We start from the raw sequence: 16,963 nt of genomic DNA, 5'->3' as shown, positions 1-16,963 counted from the left end.
TCAAATTGCTCCCATCCACCCCCCCCCCCGGGCGGCGCCCCCCCCCCCCCCCCCGGGGGGGGGGGGGGGGGGGGGGGGGGATGTCTCACCGAGACCGCCGCTCGCGGACATGCCCCACCCCAACCCCTCCCCTGAAGGGGAGGGGCTATGAAGAGCGATCCCGAACGGCGCTGCATCCTGTCGGGCGACCGCGCCCCGCGCGAAAGCCTGATCCGGCTCGCGCTCGGCCCCGACGGATCGGTCGCGCCCGACGTGCGCGCCAAGGCCCCCGGCCGCGGCGCCTGGATCGGCGTCGGCCGCGCCGAGCTGGAGGCGGCCGCCGCCAAGGGCCGCCTGCGCGGGGCGCTGGCGCGCGCCTTCAAGACCGGCGACTTCGCCGTGCCGGACGATCTGGTTGAACGCACGGAGCGCGCGCTGGCGCAGAACGCGCTCGACCGGCTGGGGCTGGAGTCGCGCGGCGGCAACCTGCTGACCGGCAGCGACAAGATCGAGACCGCGGCGCGCGGCGGCAGGCTCCATGCGCTCTACCATGCCGCGGACGCCGGGCAGGACGGCGCGCGCAGGCTCGCCCAGGCGTGGCGCGTCGGCAGCGACGCCGAAGGCTCCGGGCGGATGGGGGTGACATTGCCGCTCCCCCGCCCCATATTGTCGCAGGCACTGGGCCGCGAAAATGTGGTCCATATCGGCCTGATCGATGAAGCCGCGGCAAGGCGGGTGGACGATGCGCTGTCCCGCTGGCTGCACTTTATCGGGTGCGATCCCACCCTCTCTCCTTGCGAATCCGCTTCGCAGGGTCCATCGGCATTGGCCCGGCCAGTGCCCCACACTGACGACGATCAAGGAACGCGACACTCCGTATGAGCGAGACCGAAAACGAAAAGCCGAAGCTGGGCATGCGCGCGCCGCTGGGCGTGAAGCGCACCGTCGAGACGGGCAAGGTCAAGCAGAGCTTCAGCCATGGGCGGTCGAACACCGTCGTGGTCGAGGTGAAGCGGCGTCGCGTGTTGGGCAAGCCCGGCGAGGCCGAAGCCGCTCCCGCGCCCGCGCCCGAAGCCGCCGCCCCGGCTCCCGCCCCCGTCGAGCGCGCCGCTCCGCCGGCGCCGCCGCGCGCGCCCGCCAGCAACCTGATGTCGCGTCAGGAGCTGCAGGCGAAGCTGCTGCGCGAGGCCGAGGAAGCGCGCATGGCCGCGCTCGAGGAGGCGCGCCGCCGCGAAGAGCAGGCGCGCATCCAGCAGAGCGAGGAGGAAAAGCGCCGCGCCGAGGAAAAGGCCAAGGCGCCCCCTCCGCCGCCCGAGCCCGTCAAGGCGGCCGAACCCGAAGCGAAGCCGGCCGAAGCCGCGCCTGTCGAGCCCGCCGCCGAAGCCACGCCGGCAACCGTCGAGCTCGATCCCAGCCGTCCCGCGCCGCGCCGGTTCACGCCCGTGGCGCGGCCGGAGCCCGTGCGCCGTCCCGAACCCGCGCCCAAGCCTTCGCGCGAGCGCAAGGCCGGGGGCGACGATCGACGCCAGTCGGGCAAGCTGACCGTCAACAAGGCGCTCAACGACGGCGACGGCGGCGCGCGTGCGCGCAGCCTCGCGGCGCTGAAGCGCGCGCGCGAGAAGGAGAAGCGCGCCCATGGCGGCCCGCGCGAGCCGCAGGCGAAGCAGGTCCGCGAGGTCGCGGTGCCGGAGACGATCACCGTGCAGGAGCTCGCCAACCGCATGGCCGAGCGCGGCGCCGATTTGGTCAAGGCGCTGTTCAAGATGGGCATGCCCGTCACCATGACGCAGAGCATCGATCAGGACACCGCCGAGCTGCTGGTCACCGATTTCGGCCACAATGTGAAGCGCGTCAGCGATTCCGACGTCGATCTGCAGACCGAGGTCGAGGCCGATCCCGAGGACACGCTGAAGCCCCGCGCGCCCGTGGTCACGATCATGGGCCATGTCGATCACGGCAAGACCAGCTTGCTCGATGCGCTCCGCGGCACCGATGTGGTGAAGGGCGAATCCGGCGGGATCACCCAGCATATCGGCGCCTATCAGGTGACGCTGAAGGACAAGTCGAAGATCACCTTCCTCGACACGCCGGGCCATGAGGCCTTCACCGAGATGCGCGCACGCGGCGCCAACGTCACCGACATCGTCGTGCTGGTCGTCGCCGCCGACGACGGGCTGATGCCGCAGACGATCGAGGCGATCAACCACACCAAGGCGGCCGGCGTGCCGATGATCGTGGCGATCAACAAGATCGACAAGCACGAGGCCAATCCGCAGCGCGTCCGCGAGCGTCTGCTCGAGCATGACGTGCAGGTCGAGGCGATGGGCGGCGAGACGCAGGACGTGGAGGTTTCCGCGCTCAAGAAGACCGGGCTCGACGAGCTGGTCGAGAAGATCCAGCTCCAGGCGGAGCTGCTCGAGCTGAAGGCCAATCCCGATCGCGCCGCCGAGGGTGCGGTGGTCGAGGCGAAGCTGGACAAGGGCCGCGGTCCCGTCGCCACCATCCTCGTGGGCCGCGGCACGCTCAAGGTCGGCGACGTCTTCGTCGTCGGCGCGGAGAGCGGCAAGGTCCGCGCGCTGGTCGACGACAAGGGCCGCCAGGTCAAGGAGGCCGGACCGTCGATGCCGGTCGAGGTGCTCGGCCTGTCGGGCGTGCCGCGCGCGGGCGACCAGCTGCAGGTCGTCGAGAACGAGGCCCGCGCCCGCGAGGTCGCCGAATACCGCCAGAGCGTGCTGACGCAGAAGCGCACCACGTCCGCCCCCGCCAGCCTGGAGAGCATGTTCAGTGCGCTCAAGGACAAGCAGGCGATCGTCTATCCGCTGGTGGTCAAGGCCGACACGCAAGGGTCGGTCGAGGCGATCGTCGGCTCGATCAACAAGATCTCGACCGACGACATCCGCGCGCATGTGCTGCACTCGGGCGTCGGCGGCATCACCGAGAGCGACGTGACGCTGGCGGCGGCGAGCGGAGCCCCGATCATCGGCTTCAACGTCCGCGCCAACGCCAAGGCGCGCGAGATCGCCGAACGGAACAAGGTCGCGCTCAAATATTATGACGTGATCTACGATCTGCTGGACGAGATCCGCGCCGGCATGGCGGGCGAGCTTGGGCCGGAGGCGTTCGAGACGGTCGTCGGCCGCGCCGAGATCCGCGAGGTCTTCTCGGCGGGCAAGCACGGCAAGGCGGCGGGCCTGCTCGTCACCGAAGGCGTCATCCGCAAGGCGCTGAAGGCGCGCATCACCCGCGACGACGTCATTATCTACCAGGGCGAGATCGCCTCGCTCCGGCGCTTCAAGGACGATGTCGCCGAGGTCCGCGCGGGCCTGGAGTGCGGCGTGACCTTCACGCAGAACTTCACCGACATCAAGCCGGGCGACTTCCTCGAAACCTTCGAGGTCGAGATGCGCGAACGGACGCTGTAAAGCGCATGGATATTGGCTGACATTCGCTTTTCGTCGACCGCGGCCAGGGCCTTGCTGCGGTCGAACAAGCGGGCGTTGCTCCGGGCAAAGATCGATCAGCTGGCCGGTGATCCGCTGTCTCTCAGCGCGAATGTGACGCGTCTCCAGGGTCGGCCGGAATATCGGTTGCGCGTGCAGGATTGGCGCATCATCTTTCGCATTGAGGAAGACGTTCTTTGGATCGACGACATCGCACCGCGATCGTCGATATATGAGGTGAAGCGATGACCGTGCAGATCGTCGAAATCTCGGGCCAGAAGATGGCCATGCTTCCCATTGCGGATTATGAGCGGTTGATCGATCTCGTCGAGGATCGCCTTGACGCAGCCTCCGCGGCGGAAGCGGCGCGGCGGCGCGAAGATGGCGAGGAATATCTGCCCGCCAGCCTGGTAGACCAGATTTTAGCTGGTGAAAGCGCGCTCAGGGTGTGGCGTCGACATCGCGGACTGACACAGTCCGGTCTCGCAAAAGTCGTTGGAACGACCAAGATGACGGTGTCCTCGCTGGAACTTGGCAAGCGCGAGGGCTCCAGAAAGATGTGGTGCGCGCTTGCTGATGCCCTGCGCACCTCGGTCGACGATATCTTGCCGGCCAAATGAATCGGACGGACACCTCCGAAACCCGCTCCGTCCGCACGCTCCGCGTGGGCGAGCAGGTGCGTCATGTTCTCTCCGAAATCCTGATGCGCGGCGACGTGCATGACGATGTCCTCGCCAGCCATCAGGTCTCGGTGACGGAGGTGCGCATGTCGCCCGACCTGCGCCACGCGACCGTGTTCGTGAAGCCGCTGCTGGGCCGGGACGAGGAGGCGGTGCTCAAGGCGCTCCGCACCAACACCGCCTATCTCCAGCGCGAGGTCGCCCACCGCGTGAAGATGAAATACGCCGCGAAGCTCAAGTTCCTCGCCGACGAAAGCTTCGACGAAGGCACCCATATCGATACGCTGCTGCGCGATCCCAGGGTGGCGCGCGATCTGGACGGCGATTGACTCGTTCGCCGGTAAGACGCATCTTACCTCACATGAATGCAAGAACCACGCTTTCCGCGAAGGGTCAGGTCGTCATCCCAAAGGACGTCCGGGATATGCTTGGTTTGACTGCTGGGCAGCAACTCGAGGTCGTACCTGCTGGACGGGGCGTGTTGCTGCGGCCGACCATCGCCAAGGCAGGACGGTCTTTTGAGGAGATCACCGCAGAGATTCGCAAGATCACCAGCAGTTACAAGGGGCGGCCGGTCCCAGTCGAGGAAATGAACCGGACGATTGCCAAGGAATGGGCCAAGCGCGGCGCGAAGAAAGACGCGTGAAGGCAGTCGACGCCAATGTCGTCCTGCGCGTGATTGTTCCCGATGACCCACATCAGACGGCCATCGCCGAGGAGATCCTGCGAGGCCCGGTGATCTTGCCGCTGACCGCGTTGCTGGAGATCGTCTGGGTGCTCCGGTCACGCTATCGCTTTTCGCGAACGGACACCGCCGGCATCCTCGATGGTATCCTGTCATATGACAATATCGAGATCGAAGCGCCTATATTGGTGCACTGGGCCATTCAGCGTTTTGCGGCCGGAGCGGATATTGCCGATATGATCCATTTGGTCATGGGGCGGCATGCGAGTGCGTTCGCCACGTTCGATCGCGAGGTCGCGCGTCAGGCAGGCGACAGGCCACCGATACCCGTGGAAACGCTCAGATGAGTTTAGGTCGATAGGGAACGATGCAGATCGCTACAGATCGAACAGGTACATCACGAACGGCTCCGCCTCGTCCTGCCATTTGCGGTAGAGCGCGCGGGCGGCTTCGTTGTCGGGCTCGGTGCCGACCCAGCATTCCGCGCACCCTCGCGCCCGGCCCTCGGCCAGCATGCGTTCGACCATGCGCGTGGCGATGCCGCGCCTGAGATAGGCGTCGGCGACGCCGACCTCGTCCAAATAGAGCTCGGCCGGCTTGTCGGGATGGCGATGGATGACCGCAGCCACCTGACCGACCACGCGGTCGCCATCGAAGGCCAGCGCCATCAGATGGCCCGGCTCGGCCAGATAAGCATCGACACGCGCGGGAAGCGGCGGCTCGTCGAACACGCCGTCCGCGACATGGGCGAACACGCCGGCATCTTCGGGGCCGATCAATCTGACATCGATCCCTTCCGCCACGTTACCCCTCTTTTCGCTGGATTCATTGGCCGCGCCTCGCGACAAGCGCGGCATGGCGAAGCTCTATTTCTACTATGCCTCGATGAACGCGGGGAAGTCGACCACGCTGCTGCAGGCCGATTTCAACTATCGCGAACGCGGCATGCACACGATGCTGTGGACCGCGGCGCATGACGACCGCGCCGGCCAGGGCGTGATCGGATCGCGCATCGGCCTCGCCGCCGGCGCGCACGGCTTCACTGCGGACACCAACATCCAGGGCGCCGTGCTGGCCGAGCACGCGACCGACCCGCTCGCCTGCGTGCTGGTCGACGAGGCGCAGTTCCTCACCGGCAGCCAGGTGATGCAGCTCGCGCGGCTGTGCGACCAGGCGGATATTCCGGTTCTCGCCTACGGCCTGCGCACCGACTTCCGTGGCCGCCTCTTCGCCGGAAGCGCGGCGCTGCTGGCGCTGGCGGACGCGCTGATCGAGATCAAGTCGGTATGCGAATGCGGCCGCAAGGCGACGATGAACCTGCGCATAGACGCCGAGGGCGAAGCCGTCATCGAAGGCGCCCAGACCGAGATCGGCGGCAACGACCGCTATATCGCCCTGTGCCGCCGGCACTTCATGGAGCGAACCGGTACAGCTCAGGCGGTGTTCAGGCACAGGGGTGTAGGTGGCGGCGCAGGAGAAACATCATGAAAGACCTAGTGGCATTTCTGACTTGTATCGGCATTGCTTCCTCTGCCGTACATGCTCAGACACCCGCAAAATCTACAATCGAGCAGGAAGCAACCATCAAGTTTGCTGCAAATGGCGGGATCAGGAGTTTTCAAGTCGCCGATCAAGCCACAGTCTACCTTCAAGATCGTCGCCTGGCGTGGTATCGCGTTGATTTGTCGAGTCCATGTCTCAGAGCAGGAGATAATGGCGCTTTGTATATCGAGACTGATGTAAACGGAACCTTCGACACCTTTTCCCAAATTCGGTCCAGCAAATATCCAGAGATCAGGTGCGGGATTGATCGCATCGTGACCAGCTCGCCTCCCTCCGGCCAGCCGGGGACGCCGGATGACGGGGACGGTTGAATAGTCTAGCCGTGCGCGCATGCACGGCTGGATCATCATCGACAAGCCCGTCGGGACGGGTTCGACCCAGGTCGTCTCCGCGGTCAAGCGGGCGCTCAGGGCTGGCGGCTATCCCAGGCTGAAGGTCGGCCATGGCGGCACGCTCGATCCGCTGGCGTCGGGCGTGCTGCCGATCGCGATCGGCGAGGCCACGAAGCTCGCCGGGCGGATGCTCGACAGCGATAAGGTCTATCAGTTCGCGATCGGCTTCGGAATCGAGACCGACACGCTCGACCTCGAAGGGCGCGAGGTCGCGACCTCCGGCGTCCGCCCCTCCCCCGCCGACATCGCCGCCGTCCTGCCGCGCTTCACCGGCCCGATCGAACAGGCGCCGCCGGCCTATTCGGCGCTCAAGGTGGACGGCAGGCGCGCCTACGACCTGGCGCGCGCGGGCGAAGAGGTGGTGCTGGCGACGCGAAACGTGACGGTGCATTCCCTTAATACCTCCCCGGCACGGGGAGGGGGACCGCTCAAAGAGCGGTGGAGGGGGTTCGCCACCAACGCTGCGCTCGCGGCGGAACCCCTCCACCATCCTGCGGCTGGTCCCCAGCAACGGGCTGACCATGCCCCGCATGATCAAGGATCGTCCGGGGGACGATCCGACCCGTTGTTCCGTTCCGGGAAGGTACTAGATGAAGTCACCCTCACCGCCAATGTCTCCAAGGGCACCTATATCCGCAGTCTCGCGCGCGACATCGCGCGGGCGCTGGGCACGGTCGGCCATGTCACCATGCTCCGCCGCGTCAAGGCGGGGCCGTTCGGGCTCGAATCGGCGATTTCGCTGGACAGGCTGGCCGAACTCGGGCAAGGGCGCGCGCTTGAAGAGACCCTCCTGCCGTTGAGCACGGCGCTGGACGACATCCCGGCTCTCGCGCTCACCCCCGATCAGGCAGGGCTGCTCCGTCAGGGGCGGGTGTTGATCGGGATCGGCTCACCAGACGGCCTCGCCCTTGCGACCGACGCATCCGTGCCGGTCGCGCTGGTCGAGGTTGCGGGCGGCAACGTCCGCGTGGTGCGCGGTTTCAACCTGTAATTGCGATGTCGAGGAACGAAGGCACATGACGATCACCGCAGAGCGCAAGTCCGCGCTCGTCAAGGAACATGCCCGCTCAGAGGGCGACACCGGCTCCACCGAGGTCCAGGTCGCGATCCTCACCGAGCGCATCACCAACCTGACCGAGCATTTCAAGACCCACGCGAAGGACAATCATTCGCGCCGCGGCCTCTTGATGCTGGTCAACAAGCGCCGCAGCCTGCTCGACTATCTCAGGAAGTCGGACGCGCAGCGCTACGCAGACATCGTCGCGAAGCTCGGCCTTCGCAAATAACCCGGACGGCCCCGCCCAGCGGGGCCGTTTCGCTATCCGGCGAAGGGCAATCCGGTCCTTCTGCCGGACAATCGCCGCAAAGACATAGGCGGCACTGGAGCCAAGACCGGCTCCGCACACGCCCTTCGCGCAAGCGAACGGCCATAGGCCCCGATGACATTGGGTCATCGGAGTGAAGGAAAACCAATGTTCGACATGAAGAAAGTAAGCATCGAGTGGGGCGGCAAGACCCTCACGCTCGAAACGGGCCGCGTTGCCCGCCAGGCCGACGGCGCGGTCCTCGCGACGCTCGGCGAGACGGTCGTGCTGTGCGCGGTCACCGCCGCACGCTCGATCAAGGAAGGGCAGGACTTCTTCCCGCTCACCGTCCATTATCAGGAAAAATACTCCGCCGCCGGCCGCATCCCGGGCGGCTTCTTCAAGCGCGAGCGTGGCGCGACCGAGAAGGAGACGCTCGTCTCCCGCCTCATCGACCGTCCCATCCGCCCGCTGTTCCCGGAGAATTTCTTCAACGAGATCAACGTCATAGCCCAGGTGCTGAGCTATGACGGCGAGAATGAGCCGGACATGCTGGCGATGGTCGCCGCCTCCGCCGCGCTGACCCTGTCGGGCGTGCCCTTCATGGGCCCGATCGGCGCCGCGCGCGTCGGCTATGTCGATGGCGAGTATATCCTCAACCCGACCGACGAGCAGGTCGCCGCGGGCGATCTCGATCTGGTCGTCGCCGGCACGAACGACGCGGTGATGATGGTCGAATCCGAGGCCAAGGAGCTGTCGGAAGAGGTCATGCTGGGCGCGGTGATGTTCGCGCATCGCGGCTTCCAGCCGGTGATCGAAGGGATCATCAAGCTCGCCGAGCAGGCCGCCAAGGAGCCGTGGGAGCTCTCGGCGGAGATCGACCGCTCCGCCACCAAGGCGAAGCTCAAGGACGCGATCGGCGCCGATCTCGCCGCCGCGTACAAGATCACCAACAAGGCCGAGCGCCAGAACGCGATCAACGAGGCCCGCGCCAAGGCGCGCGACCTGTTCGCCGACGAGGACGCCGCCGAGCGCATCGCCAGCCTGAAGCTGGTCAAGAAGCTGGAGGCGGAGATCGTCCGCCAGGCGATCCTCAAGGACGGCCAGCGCATCGACGGCCGCGACACGAAGACGGTCCGCCCGATCGAGGCGATGGTCGGCTTCCTGCCCCGCACCCACGGCTCGGCGCTGTTCACCCGCGGCGAGACGCAGGCGATCTGCACCACCACGCTCGGCACCAAGGACGCCGAGCAGATGATCGACGGCCTGGGCGGCCTCAACTACCAGCACTTTATGCTGCACTATAACTTCCCGCCCTATTCAGTCGGCGAAGTCGGCCGCTTCGGCGCCCCCGGACGGCGCGAGGTCGGCCATGGCAAGCTCGCCTGGCGCGCGCTGCACCCGGTGCTGCCGTCGAAGGAGGACTTCCCCTACACGATCCGCGTCCTCTCCGACATCACCGAGTCCAACGGCTCCTCGTCGATGGCGACGGTGTGCGGCGGCTCGCTGTCGATGATGGACGCGGGCGTGCCCTTGAAGCGCCCCGTCTCCGGCATCGCCATGGGCCTGATCCTGGAGGGCAAGGACTTCGCCGTGATCAGCGACATCCTGGGCGACGAGGATCACCTGGGCGACATGGACTTCAAGGTGGCCGGCACCAGCGAGGGCATCACCTCGCTGCAGATGGACATCAAGATCGCCGGCATCACCGAGGAGATCATGAAGATCGCCCTCGCGCAGGCGAACGAAGGCCGCGCGCACATCCTGGGCGAGATGGCCAAGGCGCTCGACCACACGCGCGAGGAGCTGTCGGCCCACGCGCCGCGGATCGAGACGATCCAGATCGACAAGTCCAAGATCCGCGAAGTCATCGGCACCGGCGGCAAGGTGATCCGCGAGATCGTCGCGGAGACCGGCGCCAAGGTCGACATCGACGATGAGGGCGTGATCAAGATCAGCTCGTCCGACGTCAGCCAGATCGAAGCCGCCAAGAAGTGGATCCTCGGCATCGTCGAGGAGGCAGAGGTCGGCAAGATCTACACCGGCAAGGTCGTCAACCTCGTCGATTTCGGCGCGTTCGTGAACTTCATGGGCGGCAAGGACGGCCTCGTCCACGTCTCCGAGATCAGGAACGAGCGGGTCGAGAAGGTCGCCGACGTCCTGTCCGAGGGGCAGGAGGTGAAGGTCAAGGTGCTGGAGATCGATCCGCGCGGCAAGGTCCGCCTGTCGATGCGCGTCGTCGATCAGGAGACCGGCGCCGAGCTGGAGGACACCCGCCCGCCGCGCGAACCGCGCGAGGACCGCGGCCCCCGCGGCGGCAGGGACGACGGGCGCGGCCCGCGCCGCGACGGCGGTCGTGACCGTGGCCCGCGCCGCGACGGCGACCGCGATCGCGGTCCGCGCCGTGACGGTGGCGAGCGCGGCGACCGCGGCCCCCGCCGCGAGCGCGGCGAGCGCAGCGAAGGCGGCAATGACGACGGCCCCGCGCCCGAGTTCGCCCCCGCCTTCCTGACGCGCGACGATGACTGAGTTTTCGTCTCGGTGAACGAACGAAGGGGCTCGGGAAACCGGGCCCCTTTTCGTTGCGCCCGAAGGCGGATCTGGCGCGGCTACTTCAGGGCGCGAGGCAGAGCCGACCGGACCGGCGATGATTCCTGCCGTTCGCCCGCACTCTTCGCGGTCGCGGCGACGCGGTCGAAGTCGCTGAAATCGAAAGGCGAACGGTCGTCGCTCAGCCGGCCTGCAGGCGCGATGTCGGCCTTTGCCGCTGGCGGCTCGGGCGTCGCGGCCCTGGCTTGGGCATCCCGTCTGTCCCGCGCCTGCAAGGCCGCGTCGAGATCGCCGGTCGGGGTGTCGGGCCGCCAGACGATCCGAAAATCTTTAGGGACATGCCATTCGCCAAATGCCGATCGCACCATGTCCCGGCCGCAGCGGCGACACGCCGTGAAGCAATAGCCGCCGTTCCAGAGACCTTCCGGCAAGGGCGCGTGACGGCCGATGCGGCAAAGCAGGCGACCCGTCACCATTGCTTTGCCGCCACATGGGCCTGGTCGCCGACATGGCGATGCCGGTTCGGCGCGTCGTCAGGGGCGAACGCCATGTCAGGACATCCAGTTCTGCGATTTGGCGGTCGCCCGCTGCCCGTGCGCTGGTGGAGCGCCGGACATCGCCCTGCATCGGCTGAACGCCCGGCGGATGAAGGCGTCGCGAAGCGTGATGTCGGGATCGTATAGTGTGATGAAGTCCTTGAATCGGAACACCGACAGGCACTGATAGACGAACCCCGGCAGCAAATCCTTCGAAGGCGATTCGAGCAGCGCCGTGCGGCAACGTGAAAAGCGCATGGCCGCCGATCGGTCCGGCGGCACTCCGGTCGCTATCGAGCAGAGCAGTTCCTCGAACTCCTCCATCACGTCCTGTTCGTCGATCTTGGCCGGCAACGACATCGCGGCGAACCTTCATCGATCGGGCAGCCCGCAGCCCCGCGCCGCTAGGGCTCCACCCCCTCAGTCGACATAGACCCGGCGCGGATTGGCGGGCTCGGACGACTCGACCAGCTTGAGCGGCCCGGTCTCGACGCTGACCTCTTCCTCGGGACGATGCTTGAAGCTTCCGTCCAGGACGCCGCCGGCGCTCACCTTGAGGCGCGTATAGGTGATCGTGCCCGAAACCGACCCCGTGCTCTCGACCGCGAGATCACCGGCCTCGATGGTGCCTTCCACCAAGCCCGACACGCGCACCTGGCCGGCATTGACGCTGCCCACGATCGTCCCGCCGGGTTCGACGAACAGCGTCTGGCAACGCACATCGCCCATCACCCGGCCACCGATCTGGATTTCGGAAGCGCATTCGATGTCACCGATGACGACGATGCCCTTGCCGATTCCAGCCACCGCCTCCCGCCCGCTCTTGTCGCGGATGTCCCCACTGCTCATCCCAGGCCCTTTCCGCTGCCCCCACGGAATCGGCAGCAATTTCCCCACGCTGGCCCCTGACCGTCACGTAATAAAATGACGGCTACAGCGCGTGAAAAAGATAACAATTTACAGGGGAGCGCACAAGATGATCAGCTGTGATCGAGGCCGTGCCTTGCCCCGTTCTGACACAATACTCGGCCAAAACCAACATGGAGCAAGATCGCAGGCAGGTTACTGCTGCTTGCCGATGCTCTCGCGCCTTGATGGAAGTCCAGGGGGTTCTGTTGCCCGGCCCCCCTGGCGGCCGCTGGAATCCGCTTCTGTTGCCCGGTGCGGTCCGACCGCGCTATTTTGGAGTAACTTCAGGCCGCTAGGCCTTCAGTTACGCCGCAATCGCGAGTGCTTCGTTATCGTTGGCACTTGTGTATGGGCCGTCGCGGTGGTCCCATTCCGAGCGAAAAACAGTGCTTTTCAACACACGTCGATCCTGGTTCGGCCCCGTCAGGACCGGCCGGATGGGCCGGTTTTGGTGGAGCCGCCGGGTACTGCCCCCGGGTCCGCTGCGTCTATGACACACCGCTCTTTATCGCCATAGTCGGGCGAACCCGACGCCCGCCAATATAGGGCGCGATTCCCGAAAGAAAAGTGTCCGCGCTGCCTTCCCGCAGCCACAATGCGCACCTAGATACTAGGTTATCATGTTAACCCAGCGTTCCCGATATGCCCTGCGCGCGATGCTGTACCTCGCGGAGCAGGAGGCGGGTGGCCCGCCCGTCCCGATGAACCGGATCGCGGAAGCGGCGAACGTGCCGCGCAAGTTCCTCGAGATCATCCTCGCCGACCTGCGCGACGGCGGGCTGCTCCACAGCCATCGCGGCAAGATGGGCGGCTATTGCCTGTCGCGCCCGACGCACCTGATCTCGCTCGGCGATATCGTCCGCAAGATCGAAGGGCCGCTGGCGCTGGTCCCCTGCGTCAGCCGCACCGCCTACCGCCCGTGCAAGGACTGCAAGGACGAAGCCGCCTGCCAGATTCGCCGCGCGATGATGCGCGTGCGCGACGAGACCGCGCGGATCCTCGACGGCACCAGCCTGGCCGACGCCACCGCCGAGGATCTGGCCGCAGCCTGATCCGGCTGAATGTCCATCACCCGAAGCGACAATTTCCCCTGTCCTACACGAACCGAATCGGTTATCGTTAGGTCATGATTCCATTTGGTCCTGTCGCCCCTGCGAAGGCAGGGGCCTATCCGCGCTCGCAGCGACGTTCGGCCGGCGTACGTCGATCGGCGCCGGATGGGAGGACGGTGACACGGCACCTGTCCTCACTTTCCTCACCTTTGGAATATTGTTGCTTGCCTCGCGCCCGCTGCACTGAAGGACATTTCGTCTCCCCTGCCGCACTGCCAGTTCAGCCTCGCGCGGGAATGCGCCGGACACTGAACACACTGAACTTCGCCCCGCGCCCCGACGATGGGGAATGGCCGATTTCAGCCATTCCTCCACACATGCTCAACCGGATGGCTGAACGTCGTCGCCACCTTTATTCGGTCCGTCCGCCCGGCGCGGCATTGCGCGCGCGCAGTTCGTCCCTGATCTCGCGCAGCAGCACGACATCGGCCGGATCGGCGGGCGTCGGGGCCTCCGCCTTGGGCACGACGCGGTTCACCGCGCGGACCAGCAGGAAGATGATGAAGGCGACGATCAGGAAGTTGACCGCCTGGGTCACGAACTCGCCATAGCCCAGCAGCGGCACGCCGGCCTTCTTCAGCGCCGCATAGTCGGTCGATCCGGTGAGCGCCGCGGGCACGGGCCCCATCGTGACGAAATAGCTGGAGAAATCGAGTCCGCCGAAGACCTTGCCGATCACCGGCATGATGACGTCCTCGGTCAGCGAGGTGACGATCTTGCCGAACGCCGCGCCGATCATCACCGCCACCGCCAGATCGAGCACGTTGCCGCGCGCGATGAACGCCTTGAACTCCTGAATCATGGCCGCACTCCCTGTGGTTGAGCCGGCCGGCAGGCTAACCGCCGATTTTCCCTTCGCCAAGCAGACCGAGTGTCCTATATGCGCAGCACACATGCCGGAGGAGGGCTCGTCCATGTCGTTTCGTCCCGTCATCGCCGTAACGCTTGCCGCGACGCTCGCCGGGTGCGGCCTCAATTCGGTTCCGACCGCCGAGGAAGCCGCCAAGGCGCGCTGGGCGGACGTGCAGAACGAATATCAGCGCCGCGCCGATCTGATCCCCAATCTGGTCAACACGGTGAAGGGCTTCGCCGCGCAGGAAGAACGCGTGCTGACCGAGGTGACCAACGCCCGCGCCCGCGCCACCTCGGTGCAGGTCGACGCAGAGGACCTGTCCGATCCGGCCAAGGTCGAGCAGTTCGAGCAGGCGCAGAACGCGCTGAGCGGGTCGCTCGGCCGGCTGCTGGTCGCGGTGGAGGCCTATCCGCAGCTCACCTCCAACCAGAATTTCCTGGCGCTGCAGAACGAGCTCGCCACCACCGAAAACCAGATCGGCATCGCCCGGCGCGACTACAACGCCGCCGTCCAGGCCTACAACACCCGCATCCGCACCTTCCCCGACGCGATCGGCGCGCGCATCTTCTACGGCGCCGAGCCGATGACCCCGTTCAAGGCGACCACCCCCGGCGCCGAGACCGCGCCGACGGTGAACTTCGAAAACAAGTGAGCCGCGTCTTCCTCCTCCTGCTGCTGGCGCTGGCGTCGCTCGCGCCGGCGCACGCGCAGACCTTCCCGCAGCGCACGACCGAGCCGGTGGTCGACGCGGCGAACATCATCCCGCCCGATCAGGAGGCGGAACTGAGCGGGCTGCTCGACCGGTTCGAGGAGGAGAAGGGCCAGCAGTTCGTCGTCGCGACCGTGCCCAGCCTAGAGGGGCGCACCATCGAGGACTATGGCTATCGGCTGGGCCGGGCCTGGGGCATCGGGCGGCAGGGCGTCGACGACGGCGTCATCCTGCTCGTCGCGCCCAATGAGAAGAAGGTGCGGATAGAGGTCGGCTACGGCCTGACCCCGGTGCTGACCGCACAGCTTTCCGGGCTGATCGTCCGTGAACAGATATTGCCGCGCTTCCGCGACGGCGACATGCCCGGCGGCATCCGCGCGGGCGCGGACGCGATCCTCGAACAGCTCCGCCTGCCCGCGCCCCAGGCCGAGGCGCGCGCCAAGCGCATCCTGGCCGAGCGCGAGGCGGAGGAGAGCGACGTCAACTGGTTCGCCATCATCTTCTGGCTGGTCGTCATCGCCTTCATCGTCGTGCCGATGATCGCCGCCGCCGCGCGCGGCGCCAAGGGCGGCAAGCGCTATCGCCGCGGCCGCGGGCCGGTGGTGATCTGGGGCCCCGGCTGGGGCGGCGGCCATTCCGGGTCTGGCTGGGGCGGATCGTCCTGGGGCGGCGGCGGAGGCGGCAGCTGGTCCGGCGGCGGCGGCTTCTCGGGCGGCGGCGGATCGTTCGGGGGCGGCGGCGCCTCGGGGGGCTGGTAGATGGCGCGCATACGGATGAGCGAAGCCGATCATGCCCTCGTCACCGCCGCGGTGGCCGAGGCGGAGGCGGGCACCTCGGGCGAGATCGTCACCATCGTCGCCGCGCGGTCGGACGGCTATGAGGACGTCGCCTTCGCCTGGGCGGCGGGGATCATGCTGCTGGCGCTCGCCTCGATCGCCGCCTGGCCGCCGCTGCTCACCTGCCCGGTCGATCTCCTGCGCGGCGGCTGGACGCACGAATGGAGCGCACGCGAGCTGATCGGCTGGCTGTTCGCCGCGCTGGCGCTCAAGTTCCTCGCGGTGTGGCTGCTGCTCCGTATCCCCGCCTTGCGCAACCTGCTGACGCCGCGCCGGGTCAGGACCGCGCGGGTGCGCGAACGCGCGCTGCTCTTGTTCCGCGCCAGCGCCGAACGGCGCACGAGCGGCCGCACCGGCATCCTCATCTATCTCTCCATGGCCGAGCACCGCGCCGAGATCGTCGCCGACGAGGCGATCCATTCGGTCGTCGCGCCCGAGGTCTGGGGCGAGGCGATGGTCGCGCTGATCGACGGGGTGCGCGCCGGCCGCCCCGGAGATGGCATGGCGGCGGCGGTCGAGCGCGTCGGCGCCATCCTGCACCGGCACCTGCCCCGCGCGGCGGACGACGCCAACGAGCTGCCGGACCGGTTGATAGAGCTGTGACGGCCGATCCTGTCGAGACGATGTGGGAAGGCCGCTACATCGTCGCCAGGCGCGAAGGCCGCTGGGAATATGTCTCGCGCGCCCGCGATATCCAGGCGGCCGTGATCCTGGCGATCGACGACGGCCATGTCCTGCTGGTCGATCAATATCGCGTGCCGCTCAAGGCGCGCTGCCTCGAGCTCCCTGCCGGCCTCGTCGGCGACGACAGCGAAGGCGAAGCGGCGGAGGCCGCCGCCATCCGCGAGCTTGAGGAGGAGACCGGCTACCGGGCGGAGCACATGGTCCCGCTCGGCCGCTATTACTCGTCCCCCGGCATGGTCTCGGAAAGCTTCACCCTGCTCCGCGCCGAAGGCCTGTCGAAGGTTTCCGACGGCGGCGGCGTCGAGGGTGAGGACATCACCGTCCACCGCGTCCCGCTGGCCGAGGCCGCCGACTATATCGAAGCGCGCCGCGCGGAAGGCTTCGCGATCGACGTCAAGCTGCTGCTGCTGCTCGCTGGATCGATCCTGTCGTGAGGCTCAGCGGAAATTGTCGGCGTAGGCCTGCAGCTTCAGCTTGCGCTCGGGCGCGGGGACGATGTGATAGGCGATCCCCTCGCGGTCAGCATAGGCGATCGCCGCCGCCTGGTCGGGGAAGCTCAGCTTCACCTGCGGCCGCGTGTCGGCGCTTCCCGCCCAGCCGGTCAGCGGATCGGGGCGCTGCGCGTCCTCGCGCTCGAACTCGAGCATCCAGCTATGCGTGCGCGCACGGCCCGACTGCATCGCGTTCTTGGGGATCTGATAGATTCGCGCCGACGGCATGGTGGTCCTCTT

The 16,963-nt window shown here is 67.0% G+C and carries 23 protein-coding genes and 1 other RNA gene; 17 read left to right on the top strand and 7 right to left on the bottom strand.

The window, feature by feature from the left end; translation table 11 throughout:
- Positions 1-147: 147 nt before the first annotated feature.
- From D1610_RS04390 to D1610_RS04360, 7 genes are read left to right on the top strand one after another with little or no spacing between them, the layout of a single operon-like run.
- Complete coding sequence (locus D1610_RS04390; RefSeq protein ID WP_118862853.1) at positions 148-861, top strand: DUF448 domain-containing protein; 714 nt, start codon at positions 148-150, stop codon at positions 859-861.
- Positions 858-3,401: a translation initiation factor IF-2 gene (gene infB / locus D1610_RS04385; protein WP_118862852.1), complete on the top strand. Its 2,544-nt coding sequence runs from the start codon at positions 858-860 to the stop codon at positions 3,399-3,401. Before D1610_RS04390 ends, infB begins: the two co-directional genes overlap by 4 nt.
- Positions 3,402-3,413: 12 nt before the next feature.
- Positions 3,414-3,668: a type II toxin-antitoxin system RelE family toxin gene (locus D1610_RS04380; protein WP_118862851.1), complete on the top strand. Its 255-nt coding sequence runs from the start codon at positions 3,414-3,416 to the stop codon at positions 3,666-3,668.
- A complete protein-coding gene (locus tag D1610_RS04375) occupies positions 3,665-4,039 on the top strand; it encodes a helix-turn-helix transcriptional regulator (RefSeq protein WP_118862850.1) in 375 nt (124 codons plus the stop codon). Before D1610_RS04380 ends, D1610_RS04375 begins: the two co-directional genes overlap by 4 nt.
- The gene (gene rbfA / locus D1610_RS04370) at positions 4,036-4,428 is read left to right on the top strand and encodes a 30S ribosome-binding factor RbfA (protein ID WP_118862849.1); all 393 of its coding nucleotides are present in this window, start codon (positions 4,036-4,038) and stop codon (positions 4,426-4,428) included. The genes D1610_RS04375 and rbfA overlap by 4 nt, the downstream gene beginning before the upstream one ends.
- A 32-nt stretch (positions 4,429-4,460) precedes the next feature.
- A complete protein-coding gene (locus tag D1610_RS04365) occupies positions 4,461-4,745 on the top strand; it encodes an AbrB/MazE/SpoVT family DNA-binding domain-containing protein (protein ID WP_118862848.1) in 285 nt (94 codons plus the stop codon).
- Positions 4,742-5,131: a type II toxin-antitoxin system VapC family toxin gene (locus D1610_RS04360; protein ID WP_182466690.1), complete on the top strand. Its 390-nt coding sequence runs from the start codon at positions 4,742-4,744 to the stop codon at positions 5,129-5,131. The genes D1610_RS04365 and D1610_RS04360 overlap by 4 nt, the downstream gene beginning before the upstream one ends.
- A 30-nt stretch (positions 5,132-5,161) precedes the next feature.
- Here D1610_RS04360 and D1610_RS04355 read toward each other — a convergent pair whose 3' ends face one another.
- Entirely contained in the window at positions 5,162-5,587 is a 426-nt protein-coding gene (locus tag D1610_RS04355; protein WP_222926925.1) for a GNAT family N-acetyltransferase, read from the bottom strand.
- Positions 5,588-5,639: 52 nt separating this feature from the next.
- Here D1610_RS04355 and D1610_RS04350 point away from each other — a divergent pair, with 52 nt between their 5' ends.
- From D1610_RS04350 to pnp, 5 genes are all read left to right on the top strand, one after another.
- Positions 5,640-6,272, top strand: a complete 633-nt coding sequence (locus D1610_RS04350) for a thymidine kinase (RefSeq protein WP_118862845.1) — start codon at positions 5,640-5,642, stop codon at positions 6,270-6,272.
- On the top strand, positions 6,269-6,658 hold the full coding sequence (locus D1610_RS16795; protein ID WP_147414260.1) for a DUF6491 family protein: 390 nt from the start codon (positions 6,269-6,271) through the stop codon (positions 6,656-6,658). Before D1610_RS04350 ends, D1610_RS16795 begins: the two co-directional genes overlap by 4 nt.
- 19 nt (positions 6,659-6,677) lie before the next feature.
- Entirely contained in the window at positions 6,678-7,730 is a 1,053-nt protein-coding gene (truB, locus tag D1610_RS04345) for a tRNA pseudouridine(55) synthase TruB (RefSeq protein ID WP_118862844.1), read from the top strand.
- A gap of 25 nt (positions 7,731-7,755) precedes the next feature.
- Complete coding sequence (gene rpsO / locus D1610_RS04340) at positions 7,756-8,025, top strand: 30S ribosomal protein S15 (protein WP_118862843.1); 270 nt, start codon at positions 7,756-7,758, stop codon at positions 8,023-8,025.
- A 186-nt stretch (positions 8,026-8,211) separates the two neighbouring features.
- Positions 8,212-10,572, top strand: a complete 2,361-nt coding sequence (gene pnp, locus D1610_RS04335) for a polyribonucleotide nucleotidyltransferase (RefSeq protein ID WP_118862842.1) — start codon at positions 8,212-8,214, stop codon at positions 10,570-10,572.
- A gap of 80 nt (positions 10,573-10,652) precedes the next feature.
- Here the strand turns inward: pnp and D1610_RS04330 are convergent, their stop codons facing one another.
- The 4 genes from D1610_RS04330 to ssrA form a co-directional block, all read right to left on the bottom strand.
- Complete coding sequence (locus D1610_RS04330; protein WP_147414259.1) at positions 10,653-11,069, bottom strand: hypothetical protein; 417 nt, start codon at positions 11,067-11,069, stop codon at positions 10,653-10,655.
- Between the two features lie 75 nt (positions 11,070-11,144).
- The gene (locus tag D1610_RS04325) at positions 11,145-11,489 is read right to left on the bottom strand and encodes a hypothetical protein (RefSeq protein ID WP_118862840.1); all 345 of its coding nucleotides are present in this window, start codon (positions 11,487-11,489) and stop codon (positions 11,145-11,147) included.
- A 60-nt stretch (positions 11,490-11,549) separates the two neighbouring features.
- Complete coding sequence (locus tag D1610_RS04320; RefSeq protein WP_118862839.1) at positions 11,550-11,978, bottom strand: bactofilin family protein; 429 nt, start codon at positions 11,976-11,978, stop codon at positions 11,550-11,552.
- Between the two features lie 291 nt (positions 11,979-12,269).
- Positions 12,270-12,609: a transfer-messenger RNA gene (ssrA, locus tag D1610_RS04315) on the bottom strand.
- Positions 12,610-12,658: 49 nt separating this feature from the next.
- On the opposite strand from ssrA, the gene D1610_RS04310 reads away from it, so the two are divergent.
- The gene (locus D1610_RS04310) at positions 12,659-13,090 is read left to right on the top strand and encodes an RrF2 family transcriptional regulator (protein ID WP_118862838.1); all 432 of its coding nucleotides are present in this window, start codon (positions 12,659-12,661) and stop codon (positions 13,088-13,090) included.
- 412 nt (positions 13,091-13,502) lie between these two features.
- Here the strand turns inward: D1610_RS04310 and mscL are convergent, their stop codons facing one another.
- On the bottom strand, positions 13,503-13,952 hold the full coding sequence (gene mscL / locus D1610_RS04305) for a large conductance mechanosensitive channel protein MscL (protein ID WP_118862837.1): 450 nt from the start codon (positions 13,950-13,952) through the stop codon (positions 13,503-13,505).
- 112 nt (positions 13,953-14,064) lie between these two features.
- Between mscL and D1610_RS04300 the strand changes: the two genes are divergently transcribed.
- Genes D1610_RS04300 through D1610_RS04285 form a run of 4 tightly spaced genes read left to right on the top strand, consistent with a single transcriptional unit; the run spans position 14,065 to position 16,666 of the window.
- Positions 14,065-14,655, top strand: coding sequence for a LemA family protein (locus D1610_RS04300; RefSeq protein WP_118862997.1), 591 nt, complete (start codon positions 14,065-14,067; stop codon positions 14,653-14,655).
- Positions 14,652-15,470 (top strand): TPM domain-containing protein, encoded by an 819-nt coding sequence (locus tag D1610_RS04295; protein ID WP_118862836.1) that lies wholly within the window; start codon positions 14,652-14,654, stop codon positions 15,468-15,470. Before D1610_RS04300 ends, D1610_RS04295 begins: the two co-directional genes overlap by 4 nt.
- A 15-nt stretch (positions 15,471-15,485) precedes the next feature.
- Complete coding sequence (locus D1610_RS04290; RefSeq protein WP_245941975.1) at positions 15,486-16,151, top strand: TPM domain-containing protein; 666 nt, start codon at positions 15,486-15,488, stop codon at positions 16,149-16,151.
- A 20-nt stretch (positions 16,152-16,171) separates the two neighbouring features.
- Positions 16,172-16,666, top strand: a complete 495-nt coding sequence (locus D1610_RS04285) for an NUDIX hydrolase (protein WP_118862996.1) — start codon at positions 16,172-16,174, stop codon at positions 16,664-16,666.
- Between the two features lie 3 nt (positions 16,667-16,669).
- Here D1610_RS04285 and D1610_RS04280 read toward each other — a convergent pair whose 3' ends face one another.
- Positions 16,670-16,951 (bottom strand): ETC complex I subunit, encoded by a 282-nt coding sequence (locus tag D1610_RS04280; RefSeq protein WP_118862834.1) that lies wholly within the window; start codon positions 16,949-16,951, stop codon positions 16,670-16,672.
- Positions 16,952-16,963 lie beyond the last annotated feature (12 nt).

Origin of the sequence: Sphingomonas gilva (assembly GCF_003515075.1) — a bacterium.
GTDB lineage: Bacteria > Pseudomonadota > Alphaproteobacteria > Sphingomonadales > Sphingomonadaceae > Sphingomonas > Sphingomonas gilva.
Note: the sequence above shows the minus strand (reverse complement) of the source record. Positions and strands in the feature narration are given on the sequence as shown.